The sequence below is a fragment of the Streptomyces rishiriensis genome, from assembly GCF_030815485.1.
Classification (GTDB): Bacteria; Actinomycetota; Actinomycetes; order Streptomycetales; family Streptomycetaceae; genus Streptomyces; species Streptomyces rishiriensis_A.
The window spans coordinates 1,065,194-1,085,062 of sequence record NZ_JAUSWV010000002.1; the positions used below are offsets into that span (position 1 = coordinate 1,065,194).

At 72.3% G+C, this 19,869-nt stretch carries 21 protein-coding genes; 9 read left to right on the forward strand and 12 right to left on the reverse strand.

Features of this window, described 5'->3' with window-relative positions:
- Positions 1–26: 26 nt before the first annotated feature.
- A complete protein-coding gene (locus tag QF030_RS07170; protein ID WP_307161810.1) occupies positions 27–1,331 on the reverse strand; it encodes a DUF6986 family protein in 1,305 nt (434 codons plus the stop codon).
- A gap of 181 nt (positions 1,332–1,512) precedes the next feature.
- On the opposite strand from QF030_RS07170, the gene QF030_RS07175 reads away from it, so the two are divergent.
- Positions 1,513–2,433: an endonuclease/exonuclease/phosphatase family protein gene (locus QF030_RS07175; protein WP_307161811.1), complete on the forward strand. Its 921-nt coding sequence runs from the start codon at positions 1,513–1,515 to the stop codon at positions 2,431–2,433.
- Positions 2,434–2,497: 64 nt separating this feature from the next.
- Here QF030_RS07175 and QF030_RS07180 read toward each other — a convergent pair whose 3' ends face one another.
- The 4 genes from QF030_RS07180 to QF030_RS07195 all read right to left on the reverse strand — a co-directional run bounded on the left by QF030_RS07180 (position 2,498) and on the right by QF030_RS07195 (position 5,649).
- Positions 2,498–3,460 (reverse strand): electron transfer flavoprotein subunit alpha/FixB family protein, encoded by a 963-nt coding sequence (locus tag QF030_RS07180; protein WP_307161812.1) that lies wholly within the window; start codon positions 3,458–3,460, stop codon positions 2,498–2,500.
- 50 nt (positions 3,461–3,510) lie between these two features.
- Positions 3,511–4,299, reverse strand: a complete 789-nt coding sequence (locus QF030_RS07185; protein ID WP_028806184.1) for an electron transfer flavoprotein subunit beta/FixA family protein — start codon at positions 4,297–4,299, stop codon at positions 3,511–3,513.
- 218 nt (positions 4,300–4,517) lie between these two features.
- Positions 4,518–5,027, reverse strand: a complete 510-nt coding sequence (locus QF030_RS07190) for a flavin reductase family protein (protein ID WP_307161814.1) — start codon at positions 5,025–5,027, stop codon at positions 4,518–4,520.
- A gap of 208 nt (positions 5,028–5,235) precedes the next feature.
- Complete coding sequence (locus QF030_RS07195; protein ID WP_307161815.1) at positions 5,236–5,649, reverse strand: thioredoxin family protein; 414 nt, start codon at positions 5,647–5,649, stop codon at positions 5,236–5,238.
- A 75-nt stretch (positions 5,650–5,724) separates the two neighbouring features.
- Here QF030_RS07195 and QF030_RS07200 point away from each other — a divergent pair, with 75 nt between their 5' ends.
- Together QF030_RS07200 and QF030_RS07205 are read left to right on the forward strand one after the other, a co-directional pair.
- On the forward strand, positions 5,725–6,141 hold the full coding sequence (locus tag QF030_RS07200) for a DUF4395 domain-containing protein (protein ID WP_307161816.1): 417 nt from the start codon (positions 5,725–5,727) through the stop codon (positions 6,139–6,141).
- A 191-nt stretch (positions 6,142–6,332) separates the two neighbouring features.
- A complete protein-coding gene (locus QF030_RS07205) occupies positions 6,333–7,061 on the forward strand; it encodes a lysophospholipid acyltransferase family protein (RefSeq protein ID WP_307161817.1) in 729 nt (242 codons plus the stop codon).
- Positions 7,062–7,301: 240 nt separating this feature from the next.
- Here QF030_RS07205 and QF030_RS07210 read toward each other — a convergent pair whose 3' ends face one another.
- The 4 genes from QF030_RS07210 to QF030_RS07225 form a co-directional block, all read right to left on the reverse strand.
- Positions 7,302–7,895 (reverse strand): transglutaminase domain-containing protein, encoded by a 594-nt coding sequence (locus QF030_RS07210; protein WP_307161818.1) that lies wholly within the window; start codon positions 7,893–7,895, stop codon positions 7,302–7,304.
- Between the two features lie 100 nt (positions 7,896–7,995).
- Entirely contained in the window at positions 7,996–9,066 is a 1,071-nt protein-coding gene (locus tag QF030_RS07215) for a threonine aldolase family protein (RefSeq protein ID WP_307161819.1), read from the reverse strand.
- On the reverse strand, positions 9,063–9,809 hold the full coding sequence (locus QF030_RS07220; protein WP_307167494.1) for an SDR family oxidoreductase: 747 nt from the start codon (positions 9,807–9,809) through the stop codon (positions 9,063–9,065). The genes QF030_RS07215 and QF030_RS07220 overlap by 4 nt, the downstream gene beginning before the upstream one ends.
- Before the next feature lie 41 nt (positions 9,810–9,850).
- Positions 9,851–11,248: a DUF6421 family protein gene (locus tag QF030_RS07225; RefSeq protein ID WP_307161820.1), complete on the reverse strand. Its 1,398-nt coding sequence runs from the start codon at positions 11,246–11,248 to the stop codon at positions 9,851–9,853.
- A 286-nt stretch (positions 11,249–11,534) separates the two neighbouring features.
- Here QF030_RS07225 and QF030_RS07230 point away from each other — a divergent pair, with 286 nt between their 5' ends.
- A complete protein-coding gene (locus QF030_RS07230; RefSeq protein WP_307161821.1) occupies positions 11,535–12,218 on the forward strand; it encodes a glycerophosphodiester phosphodiesterase in 684 nt (227 codons plus the stop codon).
- Positions 12,219–12,252: 34 nt separating this feature from the next.
- Here QF030_RS07230 and QF030_RS07235 read toward each other — a convergent pair whose 3' ends face one another.
- A complete protein-coding gene (locus tag QF030_RS07235; RefSeq protein ID WP_307161822.1) occupies positions 12,253–12,792 on the reverse strand; it encodes a GNAT family N-acetyltransferase in 540 nt (179 codons plus the stop codon).
- A 74-nt stretch (positions 12,793–12,866) separates the two neighbouring features.
- On the opposite strand from QF030_RS07235, the gene QF030_RS07240 reads away from it, so the two are divergent.
- Positions 12,867–13,259, forward strand: coding sequence for a VOC family protein (locus QF030_RS07240; protein WP_307161823.1), 393 nt, complete (start codon positions 12,867–12,869; stop codon positions 13,257–13,259).
- A 284-nt stretch (positions 13,260–13,543) separates the two neighbouring features.
- The gene (locus tag QF030_RS07245) at positions 13,544–14,308 is read left to right on the forward strand and encodes a VOC family protein (protein WP_307161824.1); all 765 of its coding nucleotides are present in this window, start codon (positions 13,544–13,546) and stop codon (positions 14,306–14,308) included.
- 43 nt (positions 14,309–14,351) lie between these two features.
- On the opposite strand, the gene QF030_RS07250 is transcribed toward QF030_RS07245, so the two are convergent.
- Both QF030_RS07250 and QF030_RS07255 read right to left on the reverse strand, forming a co-directional pair.
- Positions 14,352–14,858, reverse strand: coding sequence for a MarR family winged helix-turn-helix transcriptional regulator (locus QF030_RS07250; protein ID WP_307161825.1), 507 nt, complete (start codon positions 14,856–14,858; stop codon positions 14,352–14,354).
- Positions 14,859–15,085: 227 nt separating this feature from the next.
- Complete coding sequence (locus tag QF030_RS07255; protein ID WP_307167495.1) at positions 15,086–16,705, reverse strand: FUSC family protein; 1,620 nt, start codon at positions 16,703–16,705, stop codon at positions 15,086–15,088.
- 299 nt (positions 16,706–17,004) lie between these two features.
- On the opposite strand from QF030_RS07255, the gene QF030_RS07260 reads away from it, so the two are divergent.
- The 3 genes from QF030_RS07260 to QF030_RS07270 all read left to right on the forward strand — a co-directional run bounded on the left by QF030_RS07260 (position 17,005) and on the right by QF030_RS07270 (position 19,862).
- On the forward strand, positions 17,005–17,547 hold the full coding sequence (locus tag QF030_RS07260) for a DUF5134 domain-containing protein (protein ID WP_307161826.1): 543 nt from the start codon (positions 17,005–17,007) through the stop codon (positions 17,545–17,547).
- 81 nt (positions 17,548–17,628) lie between these two features.
- A complete protein-coding gene (locus QF030_RS07265) occupies positions 17,629–18,564 on the forward strand; it encodes a M56 family metallopeptidase (RefSeq protein WP_307161827.1) in 936 nt (311 codons plus the stop codon).
- Positions 18,565–19,190: 626 nt separating this feature from the next.
- Entirely contained in the window at positions 19,191–19,862 is a 672-nt protein-coding gene (locus QF030_RS07270) for a phosphatase PAP2 family protein (protein ID WP_307161828.1), read from the forward strand.
- The last annotated feature ends 7 nt before the right edge of the window (positions 19,863–19,869 follow it).

The following is a 19,869-nucleotide window of genomic DNA, read 5'->3' on the forward strand; positions in this document are numbered from 1 at the left end:
GGAACCACCCCGCGCGGCCGCCGCCCCTACTGCGCGGAGGCCGTCAGATCGCCTCGGCGCGGGGTGGCGAAGCCCTCCAGGGCCGCCCGGGTCAGCCCGGTGGCGTCGGTCACCTCGGCGAGGTCGAGGGCGCCGCAGTCCAGGCCGCGCAGCAGGTAGCCGCCGAGGGCCTTGGCGGTCGCGGGCTCGTCCATCACATCGCCGCCGGTCCGGTCGGCGTACCGCGAGAGCCGCTCGGCGGCCTGGGTGAAGCCCTCCCGGTAGAAGGCGAAGACGGCCGCGTAGCGGGTGGGGAGGTGACCGGGGTGCATGTCCCAGCCCTGGTAGTAGGCGCGGGACAGGGCGCGGCGGGTGAGGCCGTAGTGCAGTCGCCAGGCGTCGTGCACCTGCCGGGTGGGGCCGACCGGCAGCACGTTCGTGGAGCCGTCCGAGACACGCACCCCGGTGCCGGCCGCCGCGACCTGCATGACCGCCTTGGCGTGGTCGGCCGCGGGGTGGTCCCCGGCCTGGTGGGCGGCGGAGACGCCGAGGCAGGCGCTGTAGTCGAAGGTGCCGTAGTGGAGGCCCGTGGCGCGGCCCTGGGCCGCCTGGATCATGCGGGCGACCGTCGCGGTGCCGTCGGTGGCGAGGATGGACTGGCTGGTCTCGATCTGGATCTCGAAGCCGAGCCGTCCGGCGTCGAGGCCCCGGGCCCGCTCGAAGGCCTCCAGGAGCCGGACCATCGCGGTGACCTGTTCCGGATACGTCACCTTCGGCAGGGTCAGGAGCAGGCCGTCGGGAAGGCCGCCGCTCTCCATCAGCCCGGTGAGGAAGATGTCGAGGGTGCGGATGCCCCGGTCGCGTACCGCGGCCTCCATGCACTTCATGCGGATGCCCATGTAGGGGGCCGCGGTGCCCTTCGCGCTCGCCTCCGCGATCAGCCGGGCCGCGCGGGCGGCCGCCGCGTCCTCCTCGGCGTCCGGGCGGGGGCCGTAGCCGTCCTCGAAGTCGACGCGCAGGTCCTCGACCGGCTCGCGCTCCAGCTTGGCCCGCACCCGCGCGTACACGGGCCCGGCGAGGTCCGGGGAGAGGCCGAGACAGGCGGCGAAGGAGGCCGCGTCCGGGGCGTGCTCGTCGAGGGCGGTGAGTGCCTGGTCGCCCCAGGAGCGGATGGTGCCGGCGTCGAAGGCGTCGCCGGGGACGTAGACGGTGTGGACGGGCTGGCGGGTTCCGGGGTCGCCGGGGTAGCGGCGGTCGAGTTCGGCGTCGACCGGGGCGAGGGAGGCGCTGATCTCCTCGCTGACGGCGCCCGCGAGGCTCGTCGTCACCGTCTCCTGCTGGCCCTGACCCATTCCACACCCTCCGGTTTTTTCCGCTTTACGGAATCAACAATCCGTAGAGCGAAGTTATCCGTGCGGCTTCCGGCGGGTCAACACCCTGTCCACGGCGTGATCCCCGCGTCCCCGCCACACCGGCTCCCCCTTCCGCACAACCGCTCCCACCTTCATCCTGTCTCACAAGGGGAGGCGATACATGACCGGCATCACAGGGCCCACCCGGCGGGCGGGGCTGCGCACGGCGTTGGCCGCCCTGGCGACCGTGCCCCTGCTGGGCACGGCAGGGTCTGCCGCCATCCGGAACGAGCGTCCCGCGCGCGGGGCGCTCCAGTCCGCGGCCGTGCCGCCGCTGAAGGTCATGACCTTCAATCTGCGGTACCCGGGCGCCAAGGACGCCCACACCTGGCCGGTCCGCCGTCCGGTGATGCGCGCCCTGCTGCGCCGGGCGGCTCCGCACGTCATCGGCACCCAGGAGGGTCTGCCGGCCCAGTTGCGCGACATCGAGGCCGACCTCGGCCCGCACTACGCCTGGATCGGCAAGGGCCGCAGCGTGCCGGACCCGGAGGCGGTGGCCGTGTTCTACGACACCCGTCGGCTGGCCGCGGTCGAGCACGCGCACTTCTGGCTGTCCGACACACCCGAGGTGCTCGGCTCCAACACCTGGGGGGCGGACTACCCCCGCATGGTCACCTGGGTGCGCTTGCGCGATCTGCGCGCACGACGGGAGTTCTACGTCCTCAACACCCATCTCGACAACGCCAGCCAGTACGCGCGCGTGCGCTCCGCCGACCTGATCGCCGCGCGGATCGCCGCCTTGGACCGCTCCCTGCCACTGCTGCTGACCGGCGACTTCAACGCCGTCGCGCACGTCAATCCGGTCTACGACCGGCTGCTGGCCGCCGGGCTGGTCGACACCTGGGACACGGCACGCGCGCGTGCCGGAGCCTACGCGACCTACCACGGGTACAAGCCGCTCACGCCGAACGGGGACCGCATCGACTGGATCCTGGCGACGTCGGGCGTCACCGTGCACCGTGAGCGGACCGACACCTTCCGCCTGGACGGCCAGTACCCGAGCGACCACCTGCCGGTGCAGGCCACGGTGACCCTGGGATGAGCCGAGGCCCCCGTGACCGGTTCTCGGTCACGGGGGCCTCGGGCAGTCTGCGGCTGCCGGGTGATCAGCCCTTGCGGGTGTTGATCTCGTCGGTGAGCTGCGGGACCACGTCGAACAGGTCGCCGACGACGCCGTAGTCGACCAGGTCGAAGATCGGGGCCTCGGCGTCCTTGTTGACGGCCACGATGGTCTTCGAGGTCTGCATGCCGGCGCGGTGCTGGATGGCGCCGGAGATGCCGTTGGCGATGTAGAGCTGCGGCGAGACGGACTTGCCGGTCTGGCCGACCTGGTTGGTGTGCGGGTACCAGCCGGCGTCCACGGCGGCGCGGGAGGCGCCGACGGCCGCGCCGAGGGAGTCGGCGAGGGACTCGATGAGGGCGAAGTTCTCGGCGCCGTTGACGCCACGGCCACCGGAGACCACGATCGCGGCCTCGGTCAGCTCCGGGCGGCCGGTCGACTCACGCGGCGTGCGGCCGGTGACCTTGGTGCCGGTGGCCTGGGCGGAGAAGGTCACCGCGAGGGCCTCGACGGCGCCGGCGGCCGGGGCGGCCTCGACGGCGGCCGAGTTCGGCTTCACGGTGATGACCGGGGTGCCCTTGGAGACACGGGACTTGGTGGTGAAGGACGCGGCGAACACCGACTGGGTGGCCACCGGGCCCTCGTCGCCGGCCTCGATGTCGACGGCGTCGGTGATGATGCCGGAGCCGATGCGCAGCGCCAGACGGGCGGCGATCTCCTTGCCCTCGGCGGAGGACGGCACGAGGACGGCGGCCGGGGAGACCGACTCGACCGCGGCCTGGAGCGCGTCGACCTTCGGTACGACGAGGTAGTCGGCGTACTCGGACGCGTCGTGGGTCAGCACCTTCACGGCGCCGTGCTCGGCCAGCGCGGCGGCGGTGTTCTCGGCGCCCGCGCCGAGGGCGACGGCGACGGGCTCGCCGATGCGGCGGGCCAGCGTCAGCAGCTCCAGGGTGGGCTTGCGGACGGCGCCGTCCACGTGGTCGACGAAGACGAGGACTTCAGCCATGGGATTGCTCTCCTGCGAAACGAAGTTGAGGGGCGGTCGGCGAAGGGCCTTTAGATGAACTTCTGGCCCGCGAGGAACTCGGCGAGCTGCTTGCCGCCCTCGCCCTCGTCCTTGACGATCGTGCCCGCGGTGCGGGCCGGACGCTCGGTCGCGCTGTCGACCGCGGTCCAGGCGCCCTCGAGACCGACCTCCTCGGCCTCCAGGTCCAGGTCCGACAGGTCCCAGGACTCGACCGGCTTCTTCTTGGCCGCCATGATGCCCTTGAACGACGGGTAACGCGCCTCGCCCGACTGGTCGGTGACCGACACGACGGCCGGCAGGGAGGCCTCGAGCTGCTCGGAGGCGGCGTCGCCGTCCCGGCGGCCCTTGACGGTGCCGTCCTCGACGGAGACCTCGGAGAGCAGGGTGACCTGCGGGACGCCCAGGCGCTCGGCCAGCAGGGCCGGGACGACGCCCATGGTGCCGTCGGTGGAGGCCAGGCCGGAGATGACCAGGTCGTAGCCGGCCTTCTCGATCGCCTTGGCCAGCACCAGGGAGGTGCCGATGGCGTCGGTGCCGTGCAGGTCGTCGTCCTCGACGTGGATCGCCTTGTCGGCGCCCATGGAGAGGGCCTTGCGGAGCGCGTCCTTGGCGTCCTCGGGGCCCACCGTCAGGACGGTGATCTCCACGTCGTCGTCGGAGTTCTCGGAGATCTGCAGCGCCTGCTCGACCGCGTACTCGTCGAGCTCGGAGAGCAGACCGTCCACGTCGTCCCGGTCGACGGTCAGGTCATCGGCGAAGTGCCGGTCGCCAGTGGCGTCGGGCACGTACTTCACAGTGACAACGATCCTCAAGCTCACGCCGGCTCTCCTACTGCATCGTCAGTTCTCGGCTGCCTTCTTCCAGGCAGCATAGGCGCCACAAGCGGCCGATCCCGGTCGGGGCGGCCCGCGCTCCGACCGAAACATTACTCGTCAGTACACCCAGTTCGTCCCCGCTAAGCAAGCGCTTTGAACTGTGACCTTCGCAACGCAGCGTAATCGGAACCCGACGACTTCGCAGGAGAGCCGGGCAGTGATCAATCCCGCAGGGCCGTGAACCGCCCCTGGTGGTAGAGCAACGGACGGCCCACGCCCTCCGGGTCGCCCAGGACCACCTCGGCCAGCACGATGCGGTGATCGCCCGCCGGGACCCGCGCGACGACCCGGCACACCAGCCACGCCAGCACGTCGTCCAGGACCGGAACGCCCAGCGGGCCCTCGCGCCAGACGGTCGGCGCGCCGAAGCGGTCGGCGCCGCTCCTGGCGAAGGTGGCGGCCAGCCCCTGCTGGTGCTCGCCGAGTATGTGGACGCCCACGTGCGCGGCCCGGGAGACCACGGGCCAGCTGGAGGCGCCGGTGCCGATACCGAAGGAGAGCATCGGGGGTTCGGCGGAGACGGAGCTGAGCGAGGTGGCGGTGAAGCCGACCGGACCGCTCTCACCGGAGGCGGTGATCACCGCCACCCCCGCGGCATGCCGGCGGAAGACGGAGCGCAGGAGCTCGGGAGAGGCCAGGTGAGGGGAGCCGAGGCCGGGTATGGCCGTCATGGGGTCGTCCTTCTGCGAGAAGTGGCGGGCCGGGCCGTGGGTGCTCAACGGGCCGGACAGCGCGCGCTCGCGGTACGGACCAGGTCGACATGGGCCCGTCCGTGAAGAAGGAGTTCCTCAGGCATACGGTCAGGTTGACGATAGGTGCCGCGCACAGTCAAGTACGTCCCGGCATCTGGGAGATGCCTCACCGTCCCCCGCGGGTGCGTCACACAGCCTCCCCCAGGGCCGCGATGACGTCCGCCTTGCGGGGCTGCCCGGTGGCGCGCCGGACGACGCGGCCGTCGGCGTCGAGGACCAGGACGGTCGGGGTCTTGAGGATGTCGAACTCGCGGACGAGGTCCAGGTGCGCCTCGGCGTCGATCTCTATGTGGGTGACCCCGGGAACGACCCCGGCCACCTCGCCGAGGACCCTGCGGGTGGCCCGGCAGGGCGCGCAGAAGGCGCTGGAGAACTGCACGAGCGTGGCCCGTTGGCCGAGTTCGCCGCCCAGCCGGTCCGCTCCGAGCCGTTTGCCGTCGTCGCGCCCGCGCACCCGCACCCTCCCGCTCCGCCGCTGGTGCAGCACTCCGTAGGTGCTCGCCGCGGCGAGCACCGCCACGCACACCAGCAGTCCGGTCATCAGATCCTCCAGCGTTCACGAGACTGCAAAGATTCCCGCCTCCAGGAATCGTTTCCGTTGCGGAATGCTTGATTCATGGACATCGATGCGAGAGGCCCGCGCTTCGGGGCCGCCGTCACGACCGTAGTACTAGCGGTCGTGCTGATCAGCGGCAGCGCCTGGCTGCTGGCGTGGCAGACGCTGGCGTTCGCGCTCGGCGCGGCGGGCGGGGTGGGGCGCTCACCGTACGGCTGGGTGTTCCGCAGGGCCGTGCGGCCGCGGATCGGGCCGCCGACCGGCTTCGAGGCGCCGGAGCCGCCGCGGTTCGCGCAGGCGGTGGGTCTGCTCTTCGCGGGGGTCGGACTCGTCGGCCTCACCCTGGGTCCGCACTGGCTGGGCCTCGCGGCCACCGGGGCCGCGCTGGCGGCCGCCTTCCTCAATGCCGCTTTCGGGTACTGCCTCGGATGCGAGATGTACCTGCTCGTACGGCGGGTCGCGGTACGCGCGGAGTAAAGGCGGCTTAAAAGCCCGAGGTGGATCAAGGGGGGGCCGAAGTGACGAGAATCTCGCCGTTCCCGGGCACTGGGGCTGGCTCCCCGGCCGTTCTTCGGGCACGATCTGCGAGATGCCGTAAACCTACGGCTGCGTAACTTTGCCGTCGGGAGCGCCTCCCCGGCGAAGAGAAGGAAGGGTCCGCCCCGCCCATGGCAGAGATTGTCTACCGCCCCGTCGTCGGCCTCGCCCAGACGTTGTTCAAGGCCTGGGACCTCAAGATCGACTGCAAGGGGTCGGAGAACATCCCGCGCTCGGGCGGAGCCGTGCTGGTGAGCAACCACATCAGCTACCTCGACTTCATCTTCGACGGTCTGGCCGCGCTCCCGCAGAAACGTCTCGTTCGCTTCATGGCGAAGGAGTCCGTCTTCCGTCACAAGATCTCCGGCCCGCTGATGCGCGGCATGAAGCACATCCCGGTGGACCGCAACCAGGGCGAGACGGCCTACGCGCACGCCCTCGAGTCACTGCGCTCGGGCGAGATCGTCGGCGTCTTCCCCGAGGCGACCATCTCGCAGTCGTTCACGCTCAAGAGCTTCAAGTCGGGCGCGGCCCGGATGGCCCAGGAGGCCGGCGTCCCGCTGATCCCGGTGGCCCTGTGGGGTACCCAGCGGCTGTGGACCAAGGGTCACCCGCGTAACTTCAAGCGCAGCCACACCCCGGTCACCATCCGCGTCGGCGAGGCCATCGAGGCCCCCCGCGACAAGTACGCGGGCGCCATCACCCGGCAGCTGCGCGAGCGCGTCCAGGAACTCCTCGAGGCCGCTCAGCGCGCCTATCCGGTCCGTCCCAAGGACGCGAACGACACCTGGTGGATGCCGGCCCACCTGGGCGGCACGGCGCCGACCCCCGAGCAGGTACGCGAGGCCGAGAAGCGCTGACGCGGTTCGCGCGCTGACGGGCCCCGGCGGGCGACGGCCCGCCGGGGCCCGTTCGCGCGACCCCGCGCCCCGCGTGGCGCCTGAGCGGTGTGGGCGGGATGGACGCCGGGGTGTGCCGGCGGACGGCCGCACCGGAGGCGGACTCGACGCCGGTGGCGCGGGCGGCGGCGTCCACGATCCGCCTCAGCACCTCGCCGGGGAGGTCAGCGACGACGAGGGCCGGGATCCGCGGCGGGGTGGTCACAGTGCGGAGGGGAGGGTCCTCCACAGGTGAGCGCGGTCGGGGGCGTCCCGCAGCGCGCCGAGGACGGCCGGATGCGGTGCCGCGTACAGGCCGGGGTAGTCCAGCTCGCCCACCGCGGGGTCGGGCAGGAAGGCCAGGTGTTCGCCGTCCAGGGAGAACCGCGCGTCCACGCCCGGCTTGTTGCCGCGTGGATCCTGGCGGTGCCAGGCGCCGTTGAAGCGCACGGCGACGAGCCCGTGGAGGGCGTGTCCGTCACCCTCGTCGTGGGCGAACCGCTGATAGCACAGCGCGGTCGGGATGTCCTCGGCCCGCAGCAGGGCGGCCAGGGCATGGGCCTTGGCATGACAGATGCCCGTGCCCTGTTCCAGTACGTCCGAGGCGCGCCAGGTCACGCGCGGGTCGCCGGCATCCTGCGAGTGCGGAATGGTGTCGCGGACGAATTCGAAGGCGAGGCGCGCATAACCATACGAGTCCTCGGCCTCCTTCACGAGACGGGCAGCCGTGTCCCGCACCAGCGGGTGGTGATGGTCGATGACGTCGTCAGCGGCCAAGTACGCGGAAAGGTCGGGGTTCTCCTGGATCAGCTCCATGACTCGAGAGCATAGGAAAGCGATCACCCGACAGTCAATGACTTTTCAGGTGACCGCATACCTATGCATTCAGTCGGCTCCGCTGGCGCCATCTCTTCCTTTAGCGCGCCATCTCTTCCTTGACCGCGGCGACGAAGGTGTCCACGTCCTCCTCGGTCGTGTCGAACGCGCACATCCAGCGCACGACGCCCGCGGCCTCGTCCCAGAAGTAGAACCGGAACTTCTTCTGGAGCCGCTCGCTCACCTCGTGCGGCAGCCGGGCGAAGACGCCGTTGGCCTGCACGGGGTGGAGGATCTCCACGCCGTGCACGGCCCGTACGCCCTCGGCGAGCCGCTGGGCCATCTCGTTGGCGTGGCGGGCGTTGCGCAGCCACAGGTCCTTGGCGAGCAGGGCCTCCAACTGCACCGACACGAAGCGCATCTTGGAGGCGAGCTGCATGGACAGCTTGCGCAGGTGCTTCATGTGGCGGACGGCGTCCTGGTCGATGACGACGACCGCCTCGCCGAACAGCGCGCCGTTCTTCGTGCCGCCCAGCGAGAGCAGGTCGACGCCGACCGCGTTGGTGAACGTCCGCATCGGGACGTCCAGCGAGGCGGCGGCGTTGGCTATCCGGGAGCCGTCCAGATGCACCTTCATGCCGTGCGCGTGGGCGTGGTCGCAGATCGCGCGGATCTCGTCGGGCGTGTAGAGCGTGCCCAGCTCCGTGCTCTGGGTGATCGACACGACCTGCGGCATCGCGCGGTGCTCGTCGTCCCACCCCCAGGCCTGCCTGTCGATCAGTTCAGGGGTGAGCTTGCCGTCCGGGGTGGGCACGGTGAGCAGCTTCAGGCCGCCCATGCGCTCGGGCGCGCCGCCCTCGTCCACGTTGATGTGCGCGCTCTCGGCGCAGATCACCGCGCCCCAGCGGTCGGTGACCGCCTGGAGCGCGACGACATTGGCGCCGGTGCCGTTGAAGACCGGGAACGCCTCCGCCGTGGCACCGAAGTGGCTGCGGATGATCCCCTGGAAGTGCTCGGTGTAGTCGTCCTCGCCGTACGCCACCTGGTGGCCGCCGTTGGCCAGGGCCAGGGCGGCCATCACCTCCGGGTGGGCCCCTGCGTAGTTGTCGCTGGCGAAACCGCGGACCTCCGGGTCGTGATGGCGTCGCGCGTCGGTCTTCGGAGGGTTCACGGCTTCTCGGTGAGCCACAGACGCTGTCCGTTCACTTCGGGGGCGGGCTTCTCCCAGACTCCGGCGATGGCCTCGGCCAGGTCCTTGACGTCGGTGAAGCCCGCGAACTTCGCGTTGGGGCGGTCGGCGCGCATCGCCTCGTGCACCAGCGCCTTGACCACCAGGATGGCAGCCGCGGAGGTCGGGCCCGCGGCGCCCCCTGCCTTGCGGAAGGCGTCGGCGAGCGCGAGCGTCCAGGCCTCGGCGGCGGCCTTGGCGGCGGCGTACGCGGCGTTGCCCGCCGAGGGCTTGGTGGCGCCTGAGGCACTGATCAGCACGTACCGGCCGCGCTCACTGCGCTGCAGGCCCTCGAAGAAGGCGAGCGAGGTGTGCTGGACGGTCTTGACGAGCAGCAGCTCCAGGAAGTCCCAGTCGTCCAGGCTGGTCTTGATGAACGTCTCGCTGCCGCGCCAGCCGCCGACGAGGTGGACCACACCGTCGATCCGGCCGAACTCCTTCTCGACGCGGTTCGCCCAGTCCCGGGTCGAGCCCAGGTCGAGCAGATCGACCGGCTCACCGGTGACGGTGGCGCCCCCCGCCCCGTAGCGGGCCGCGTCGACGGCCTCCGCCAGGCGCTCGGGGTCGTTGTCCGCGCCGGCGACGATCGCGCCCGCCTCGGCGAGCCTGAGCAGTGCCGCCCGGCCGGCCGGTCCACCCGCGCCGGCGACCGCGATCACCGCACCGCTGAGAGCCCCGTTCCCCATGGTCTTCGCCTCCTGAGCAGTGTTCTCGGTACGCAGGTCGCTCACGCGGCGATCCGCTCGGCGCCGTCCGCCGTGATGCCCCGGGTCGAGGCGATCACGTTCTTCAGCTTCTTGGACAGGGCCTCATAGAACATGCTCAGCGGAAACTCGTCCGGAAGCACGTCGTCCACGAGTTTGCGGGGCGGCTGGGTCAGGTCCAGGGCGTCGGGGCCCTTGGCCCACTTGGAGCCCGGGTGCGGGGCGAGGTACGTGGAGACCAGCTCGTAGCCGGCGAACCAGTGGACGAGCTTGGGGCGGTCGATGCCGTCCCGGTAGAGCTGCTCGATGTCGGCGCACAACTGGTTGGTGACCTGCGGGGCCCGCTGCCAGTCGATGTGCAGCTTGTTGTCGGTCCAGCGGACGACGTCGTGCTTGTGCAGGTAGGCGAAGAGCAGCTGGCCGCCGAGGCCGTCGTAGTTGCGCACCCGCTCGCCGGTGACGGGGAAGCGGAACATGCGGTCGAAGAGGACCGCGTACTGCACGTCGCGGGCCTGCGGGACGCCGTCGGCCTGGAGCTTCACGGCCTCCTTGAAGGCGGTGAGGTCGCACCGCAGCTCCTCCAGCCCGTACATCCAGAACGGCTGGCGCTGCTTGATCATGAAGGGGTCGAAGGGCAGGTCACCGTGGCTGTGGGTGCGGTCGTGGACCATGTCCCACAGGACGAAGGCCTCCTCGCAGCGCTTCTGGTCGTGGACCATGGCGGCGATGTCCTCGGGCAGCGACAGGCCCAGGACCTCGACGGCGGCGTCGGTCACCCGGCGGAAGCGGGCGGCCTCGCGGTCACAGAAGATGCCACCCCAGGAGAAACGTTCCGGCGCCTCACGGACGGCGATGGTCTCCGGGAAGAGGACGGCGGAGTTCGTGTCGTAGCCGGCCGTGAAGTCCTCGAAGGTGATGCCGCAGAACAGCGGGTTGTCGTAGCGGGTGCGCTCCAGTTCGGCCAGCCACTCGGGCCAGACCATGCGCAGCACGACCGCTTCGAGGTTCCGGTCCGGGTTGCCGTTCTGCGTGTACATCGCGAAGACGACCAGGTGCTGGAGTCCGTCGCGACGGTTCGCGGCGGGCTGGAAGGCCAGCAGCGAGTCGAGGAAGTCCGGCACCTCGAAGCCGCCGTCGGCCCAGACCCGCAGGTCCTTGGCGAGCGCCCGGTGATAGTCGGCGTCGTGCGGGAGCAGCGGGGACAGCTCCTCGACGGCCTCGATCACCTGCCGGAGGGCCTGCTCGGCGTCCGTGCGCGACGGCGCACCCTCCGCCGTGAAGTCGATCGACCCGTCCTTCGACTGCCAGGGCCGGATGCGCTCCACGGCATCCTTGAGCACGCGCCACGCCGGGTGCTCGACCACCCTCGCCGCCGGAGGAACCTGCTCCCCCGTAGCCGCCTGCACAAGAATTTCCGTCATGTCCCATCCTTCACTGGAGAAGCTCGCGTCAGGACACCGTATGCGTAGGGGGTTTCCTCCAGCAAGTGGAGCTTACGGAAATTATCCTGCGCTCCCGCATCTTCACCGCACTTTTTCCTGCCGGACATCGAAGGAGCGGCTAGTTCCGCTACGGGCCGCGCGGCGGGTCGGCGCTGCGGGCGGGGCGGGTAGAGGAACCCTCGGTGCACGCGCATGTCCATGGCGCCCCGGGGCCACTAGGCTGCGTGCTCCTCCTGCCCAGCCGTCGACGGAAGCGAGTCGTCTCTTGAACTTCCTCACCATCGGTCACCGCGGAGTCATGGGTGTCGAACCCGAGAACACCCTGCGTTCCTTCGTCGCCGCCGAACACGCCGGTCTGGACGTCATCGAACTCGATCTGCACCTGAGCAAGGACGGCGCCCTCGTGGTCATGCACGACCCCGACGTGGACCGTACGACCGACGGGACCGGGCCCATCGCCGACCGGACGCTCGCGGAACTGCGGACCCTCGACGCGGGCCGCGGCGAGCGCGTGCCGTGCTTCGAGGAGGTCCTGGACGCCGTGCGGCTCCCGCTCCAGGCCGAGATCAAGGACGTCCAGGCGGCGCGGGCGCTGGCCGACGTGATGCACGCGCGGGACCTGGTGGAGCGCGTGGAGGTGTCCTCGTTCCACGACGAGGCCGTCGCCGAGATCGCGCGCCTGGTCCCCGGAGTGCGCACCGCCCTCATCGGCAGCCGCTACGGCCTCGACATCGTCGACCGCGCCCGGGAGGCGGGCGCGACGACGGTCTGTCTCAACCTGCGCCGGCTCACCCTGGAGATCGTCGAGGAGGCACGGAAGCAGGACCTGCGGATCATCGGCTGGGTGGTCAACACACAGGACCAGCTGCGGCTGGTCCGCGCCCTGGAACTCGACGGCGCGACCACCGACTACCCGGAGATCCGGCGCACGGGCCGCTTCACTGCGTGAGCACAGGTCCTGACGGTCGGACAGGTCCTGACGGTCAGCTCAGTTCCTTGACCAGCAGCTCGAACTGGAGGTCGTCGCGCTGCGGGATGCCGAAGCGCTCGTCGCCGTAGGGGAAGGGGGTCATACGGCCGGTCCGCCGGTAGCCGCGACGCTCGTACCAGGCTATGAGGTCATCGCGTACGGAGATCACGGTCATGTGCATCTCCGTGACGCCCCAGTCCTCGCGCGCCAGCCGTTCGGCCTGCGCCATGACCGTCTTGCCGAGGCCGGCGCCCTGGACCGTGGGGCTGACGGCGAACATGCCGAAGTAGGCGTGGACGCCGCGGTGTTCCAGCTGGCAGCAGGCGACGATCCGGCCCTGCCGCTCGACGACGAGCAGCCGGCTGTCCGGCGCCTTGATGACCGCGAGCACTCCGTCGGGGTCAGTCCGCTGCCCCTGGAGGATGTCGGCCTCGGTCGTCCACCCGGCCCGGCTGGCGTCCCCGCGGTAGGCGGACTCGATGAGCGCGACGAGCGCGTCCACGTCGGCGTCGACGGCGTCGCGGAAGGTGAATTCGGTGGCGGCGGTGTCCATGCGGGCGTTCTCCGGTCTCTGACTCGGCTGGGGCACCGCCGAGCGTAGACCCTGCGCCGGTAGGCTCCGGCTGCATGGTGCACGTACTCAGCAGTAGGACCCTGCTCAGGCCGACCGATCCCGAGCGTTCCCGTGCCTTCTACGGGGAGCAGCTCGGCCTCGCGGTCTATCGCGAGTTCGGGACGGGGCCGGAGCGCGGGGTGGTCTACTTCCTCGGCGGCGGTTTCCTGGAGGTCTCGGGCCGCTCGGAGACACCGCCGGACCCCGCCGTACGGCTGTGGCTGCAGGTGCCCGACGTGGCGGCGGCGCACGACGAGCTGCGCGCCCGGGGGGTGGAGATCGTCCGGCCGCCGGTGCGGGAGCCGTGGGGGCTGCTCGAAATGTGGGTCGCCGATCCGGACGGCACGCCGATCGTGCTGGTGGAGGTACCGGCGGACCATCCGATCCGCTACCGGCCGGGCATCTGAGCCGACCGGCGCAGGGCTGCCGGGACGGGCGTCGTCCGTGGCCTGCGGGTCGCCGGGCGGCCGACGGGCTTCATCCGAGACCTGCCGGTAGCCGGGCGGCCGACGGGTACGTCCGTGACCTGGGGATCGCCGAGCGGGCGGGCGGCGGGGTGATTCAAAGGCCGGTCGTCGAGGCCGTCCGTCCAGGCCGGACCGTGTTTCGCGGGCCTCGGCGGCCACCGGATGCCGTGGCGCGGGTCGGGGCATAGCGTGCTGGAAGGGGTCCCTTTCGCGGAAGGAACGCCATGAAGCTCGACGCGCCCGTGCCCGGCGGGCCCTGCTGGGCCGAGCTGGGGACGACCGACCTGGAGGCGGCGAAGCGGTTCTACGCGGAGCTCTTCGGCTGGCGCGCGGAGACGGATCCGCGCCAGGAGGCGGGCGGCTACACGGTCGCGCACCTCGGCGAAGCTGCCGTCGCGGCGCTCAGCCCCCTGTACCAGGAGGCACAGCCCTGCGCCTGGAACGTGTCGTTCGCGGTGACCGACGCGGATGTCAGCGCGCGACTGCTCACGGAGGCCGGCGGCAAGGTGCTTGTCGGCCCGATGGACGTCTTCGACGTGGGCCGGTTCGTGGTCGCCCTCGACCCGGGCGGCGCCGCCTTCCAGCTGTGGCAGGCGCGGGCCTTCCCGGGGGCCGGGCTGTTCAACGCGCCCGGCTCGCTCGGCTGGGTGGAGCTGCTGACCCGCGATCGCCACCGGGCGGAGACCTTCTACACGACGGTGTTCGGCTGGACCGTCCGGTCGTCGGAGAACTACCTGCAGTGGGGCGTCGGCGGCGCGGACTTCGGCGGCATGATCACGATGGACGAGAAGTTCCCGCCCGAGGTGCCCCCGCACTGGCTGCCGTACTTCGCGGTGACGGACGTGGACGAGTCCACCCGGACGGCGACGGAGGCGGGCGGCACCGCGCTCATGGAACCGACCTCGGTGCCGGACGGCCCGCGGATCGCCGTACTGCGGGACCCGCAGGGCGCGGTGTTCGGCGTGTACCGGGCGGGTGACGAGGGCTGACCGTCGACGGGCCGCCAGGCCGCCTCCCGCGCCGGCCCTGCGCTCAGACCCGCAGTGCCCTCATGTGTCCCTCGAGTCGGCTCAGCAACTCACCCAGCAGATCTGCCAGTTCGCCCTGTCGGCCGTCGTCGAGGGCGGACAGTACGGCGCTCTCGTAGACGAGCTGCTCGGGCATGATGCCGTCGACGAGGGCACGCCCGGCCTCCGTGAGGCGGAGGTGGGCGACACGCCGGTCCCGGGTGTCGACGCGACGGTCCACCAGTCCACGCTCGGTGAGCTGCTTGAGCCGCTTGGTGACGGCCGCCCCGGAGGAGAAGGTCTCACGGGCCAGTTCGCCGGGAGTCAGCTCATGGCCGGTGCGGCGCAGCGCACCGAGCAGGTCGAACTCCGCACGGCTCAGCCCGGCCCGCCGCAGGGGGGCGTCCTCGGCCTGCTGGAGGAGCGCGGCGCAGCGGTTCACGCGGCCGATGATCTCCATGGGGCCGGTGTCGAGGTCGGGCCGGACCGTCTGCCACTGCCGGACGACGGCGGCGACGGTGTCGTTGCGCACCGGCCGATCGGCCGGAACCGGCCGAACCGGCCGTAGCCCCTGTACCGGCTGCACCGGGTCGGCGGTGTCCGCTCGGCCACCGCTCTCCCGCGCGTCGCCGCCGTCCGCCCCGTCGCCGCTCCTCGGGCGGCCACCGGCGCTCCCGGGGCCATGGGCCCCCGGTCCCGTCCCGGCCGCGGGCCCTTCCCCCGTCCCGTTCCCGGCCGCCGACCGCCCGTGCGTCGCCGTCATCGCCGTACGTCCTCCGCTCCCGTGCTCATGCTCGCGTCCCGGTCCAGGAGCAGCCCCTGGCGCCGTACCGTCGCCGCGAGCGTACGGTGTCCGCACTGTTCGGCCGACACGACCCGCTCCTCGGGCAGCGCCCGCTGCCACCACTCGCCGTAAGCGGCGTCGGCGGTGGCGCGCAGGTCGACCAGGGTGGCGGCGAGGCCGCGGCGGGCGGATTCCAGCGCTCCGGGGGCGGGGCGGGGCTCCGCCAGCAGGCGGGCGGCGCGCTCGCGGGTCCGTTCGACGGCTGTCAGGGCGTCCCCGAGACGGTCGCCGGCCCGCCGGTTGGTGACGGCGGCCGCGGCGACGAAACCGACCACGGCGCCGACGAGGGTGTCCACCAGCCGCTCGGTGATCAGCCGGCCCGAGTCCTGTACCTGCGCGAACTCGGTGATGAGCAGGGCCATCGGGGTCACGCAGACGCTGCCGAGCCAGTAGTTGCGGCTGATCAGCGCCTCGGCGCCGAAGTTCAGGGCGAGGCAGATCAGGACGAGGGCGGCCTGCGTGAGATGGGCGAGCGGGACGAGCGCGGCGAACGCGAGCACGCCGACCAGGTTGCCGACGACCCGCTGGACTCCGCGGCTCCAGGTGAGCGTGAGGTTCGCCTGGTAGAGGGACGCGGCGGTGACCAGGGCCCAGTAGGGGCGGCCGACACCGAGGGCGAGGGAGGCGTATCCGGCGAGGGCGCAACCGAGGGCGGTGTGTGCGGCGATCGGCGCGAGGGGGCGGAGACGGAGCCGCAGGGACGGCCGGCCGGTGGCGAGTTCGGCGTCGACGCCGAGGAGTTCGTCGTCGTCCACCAGGTCGCGCGGGTGCGGGACGGGACCGGTGCCGCGCAGGTCGCCGGCCCAGTCGCGCAGCCGCTTCGGGTCGGTGTCGGCGGGGGCGGCGAGGGCGATCTCGGCACGGACGACGAGACGCTCCAGGGCCCGGCGGGCCTGTGTGGCACGGGCCGACAGGAGGGTCTGCCAGGCGGCGTGCACGGCGGCGGCCGCGGCGGCGCGGGTCCGGGCGTGCCCGTCGTCGGCGGCGCCCGTGGCGGCGTGGGCGGCGGCCGCGTCGAGGGCGTGGGCGGTGGCACGGCGCTCCGGGCCGTGCGGCCGCAGCAGCCCGGGCGCCATGCCGACGAGCCAGGCCCAGGCACCCGTGGCGAGTGCCAGTCCCAGATGGCCGGGAACCTGCCCGGGGGTCTGCGGTGCGAACAGCGCCGCCGAGCTGATGAAGGTGAAGACGACGTTGGCGGGCGGTCCGAGGCGGGTCGCGTCACAGAGGGCCTTCTGCGCGGCCGCGAGCAGGGCGCCGACGGTCACCAGGACGACGGCGTCGCCGGTCAGCGAGGCCGCGAGCAGGGCGACCGCCAGTCCTGAGGTCATGCCCAGCACCACCCAGGCCAGGACCCGGGCCCGGGCCGCGTAGGGGCGGTTGTGGGCGTACAGGGCGCACAGGGACCCGGCCATCGTGTACATCGCCAGGTCCAGCCGGCCGAGGGCCAGCAGGATCAGGTTCGGCGGGGCGACGGCGGCGATCACGCTGAGGGCGGGCTTGAACCAGATGTCGGAGGGCCGCCCGAGGCGCAGCACTCCGGCGATGGGCAGGCGGTGTCCCCCGCGCGGCCCGCGCCGACGGCCGTGCTGCCGCCCCTCGGGCTGTCCGGCGTGCGGTTCGCGGCGGACTCCGGGGCGGTCTTCGGGGCGGTCTTCGGTTCGGGGGCGCTGAAAGTTCGCACTGCTCATACCTAGTAATTTAGCATGTGTTTTACCAGTGAAACATCACGTGCTCCGTCGAATGCCCCCCCCGTGTACACCCTTGCGCCCGCGTGCGCACGGTGTGCCGTGGGCATCGCAACCCTCGACTGCGAACGTCGAGCGGGGAGGTGCGCGTGCACGGACCGGCTTCGCCCGGCTGGCTGCTGGTGGCGCTGTGTGCGGCGACCGGGGCCTACTGCCTGCTGCGGATGCGCAGCGGGGTCGAGGAGCAGCGCAGGGCCGCGGGCGGTGAGGCGCTGATGGGCTTCGGAATGGCCGCGATGGCCGTACCCCCGGCGGCGTTCACCCCGCCCGCGTGGGCCTGGCCCCTTTTCGCGGCGGTCTTCGGGGCGGCCGCGCTGCGCGCCCTGTGGGCGGCTCGCACGAGCGCCCACCACCTGCACCATCTGGTCGGGGCGGGAGCCATGGTCTACATGGCGGCCGTGATGGCCGCCGCGCCCGCGCACCAGCACGGACACGGCGGCTCCGGCGTCCCGCTGCTCACGGGAGTGCTGCTGCTGTACTTCACCGGCTACGTCCTGCTCGCCGGGGTCCGGCTGCTGCCGGTGGCCGGGACGGGGGGCGCCGCCCTGGCCTGGGGCGACCGGCCCGAGGTGGCGCGGGCGTGCCGGCTGTCGATGGGGATGGGGATGCTCGCCATGCTGCTGACGATGTGAGCCCAACTCCGGCGTGGCCTGCGTCACTTCGCCGCGACAAGCCGTACCCCCGAGCGGCACGCCGCTCATAGGGTGCTACCCATGATGGTCCCCGCGGTACTGCTGCTGCTCGGTGCCCTGACCGCCGTGATCGCCCCCCGGCTGATCGCCCGGGCCGACTGGCCGGACCACGAACCGGTGGTCGCGCTGTGGGCGTGGCAGTGCGTGGTCGCCGCGGTTCTGCTGTGCTGTGCGCTGTCGATGACGCTCAGCGCGGCGGCGGCCTGGCAGGCGGTGCGCGGGCATGTCTTCGCGCCGGCCCCGCGCGCGGTGGTCGAGGCGTACGCGCTGGGCGCGACGGGCCCGTGGGCGGCGGCGACCGCGGTGGCGCTCGCGTGCGGCGGGCTGTGGAGCGGGGCGATGCTCGTGCGGGAGGTGCTGCGCAGCCGCGCCGGACACCGGTCCCGCCAAGCCGAACTCCGGTTGCGCGCACCGTTGTTGCCGGGCGAGAACGCCGCGTCCGGCCGACTGCTCGTACTGGAGGGTGAGCGGCCCGACGCCTGGTGGCTGGCGGGATCCGCACCTCAACTGGTCGTCACCACCGCCGCGTTGCGCCGCCTGAAGGGACGGCAGCTGGACGCGGTGCTGGCACACGAGCGGGGGCACGCCCAGGCGCGTCACGACTGGCTGCTCAACTGCTCGACGGCACTGGCCACCGGCTTTCCGCGGGTACCGGTCTTCGCCGCGTTCCGCGACGAGATGCACCGGCTGGTCGAGTTGTCGGCGGACGACATGGCCTCCCGTCGCTTCGGCCGGCTGACGACCGCGCTGGCACTGGTCGAACTCAACGAGGATCGGGGTGTGTTCGGCCCCGCTCCCGCCCCGCAGGCCCATGTCCCGCAGCGCGTCCACCGGTTGCTCACACCGTCCGGCCGCCTGACTGCGGCCCGCCGCCTGCGACTGACGGCGGCGGCCTCCCTCGTGCCGGTGGTCCCGGTCCTGGTGACCCTGGTCCCCGCGCTCAGAACCCTGGGCTGATCCCCACGCCCCGGAGAATCCGTCCCCGCGCGACCTGCCGCGCCGGCCGCGCGCGGGCCCAGCGCCTCCGGTGTCCGCCCTGGCATCCCGGCGTCCGGCTCGGCATCCCCCCGGTCGGCCCTGCGTCCCCGCCGACCGACCATCCCGGGGACCCGCTGACCACCTCAGCTCCCACGGAACGGTCCTGCCCCGCGGCCGGAGAAGACCGACCGTATAAGCGGAACCGGCCGCCTCAGGGCACCGCCCCGAGCCACTGCGGGCATCGGACCGGCAAACCCCGCCCGCCCCCTTCGACCCGCCCGGTGCCTCCTGAGCCTCCTGAGCCGACAGAGCCACGGCCACCCCGCCCGTGCCGGCCGGCGCCTCGGGACCCGCGCCACCTCCCCGGCCAGGACGTCCGCCCCGAACAGGACAGGCCGCCCCGCAGCCAGGACATCCGCCCCCGAAGGACAGGCCACCCCCGCAGCCGGGACAGCCGTGCGGGGCGGTCGGGACAGCCGAGGGCAGCCGAGGCAGCCGCGCCGGAACCCGCCCCGGTCTCCCCGGAATGGAGGCCCACCGCTCCGGATACCCGACCGAGCACCCCTGGTTCGCTTCCGGCCCCACCCTTCGGCGAGGATCTCCGTATGCACCATCCGTCCGTCGACTCCCCGCCCCGCCTCGCGGGTCTGCGCGCGACGCTCCGGACCGCCCTGGTCCTGGGGCTGTGCTCCACCCTGCTCCTCGTCCTGGTCGCGGCCGACTGGCATCCCCTGGTCTCCGCCGACGGCGACATCTCCCGCACCACCCACCGCTGGGCCGTCGCCGACCCCGACGTCACCCAGGTCTGCCGCATCCTCACGGACTGGGTCTGGGACCCCCTGACCATGCGTCTGCTGGGGGCGGCGGTAGCCGTGTGGCTGGTGTGGCGGCACGGGGCGTGGTGGACGGCAGGGTGGCTGGTCGCCACGGCGGCGGTGGGCACACTGGTCCAGCAGTCGCTCAAAGCCGGGGTGGGCCGCGCCCGTCCGGTCTGGCCCGACCCGGTCGACTCCGCCCACTACGGGGCATACCCCTCCGGGCACGCCCTGACGGCCACGGTGGTGTTCGGTCTCCTGCTGTGGCTGCTGCACCGGCACGGCGTCCCCCCGGTCGTGTGGCGTACGGCGCTGGCGGTGGCGGTGGTCTCCGTGGTGGGCGTGGGGCTGACCCGGATCTGGCTGGGCGTGCACTGGCCCTCGGACGTCCTGGGCGGCTGGCTGCTGGGCGCCCTCCTGGTGGCGCTGGCGATCGCGGCCCACCTGCGGTGGCGCCCGTGACGCTGCC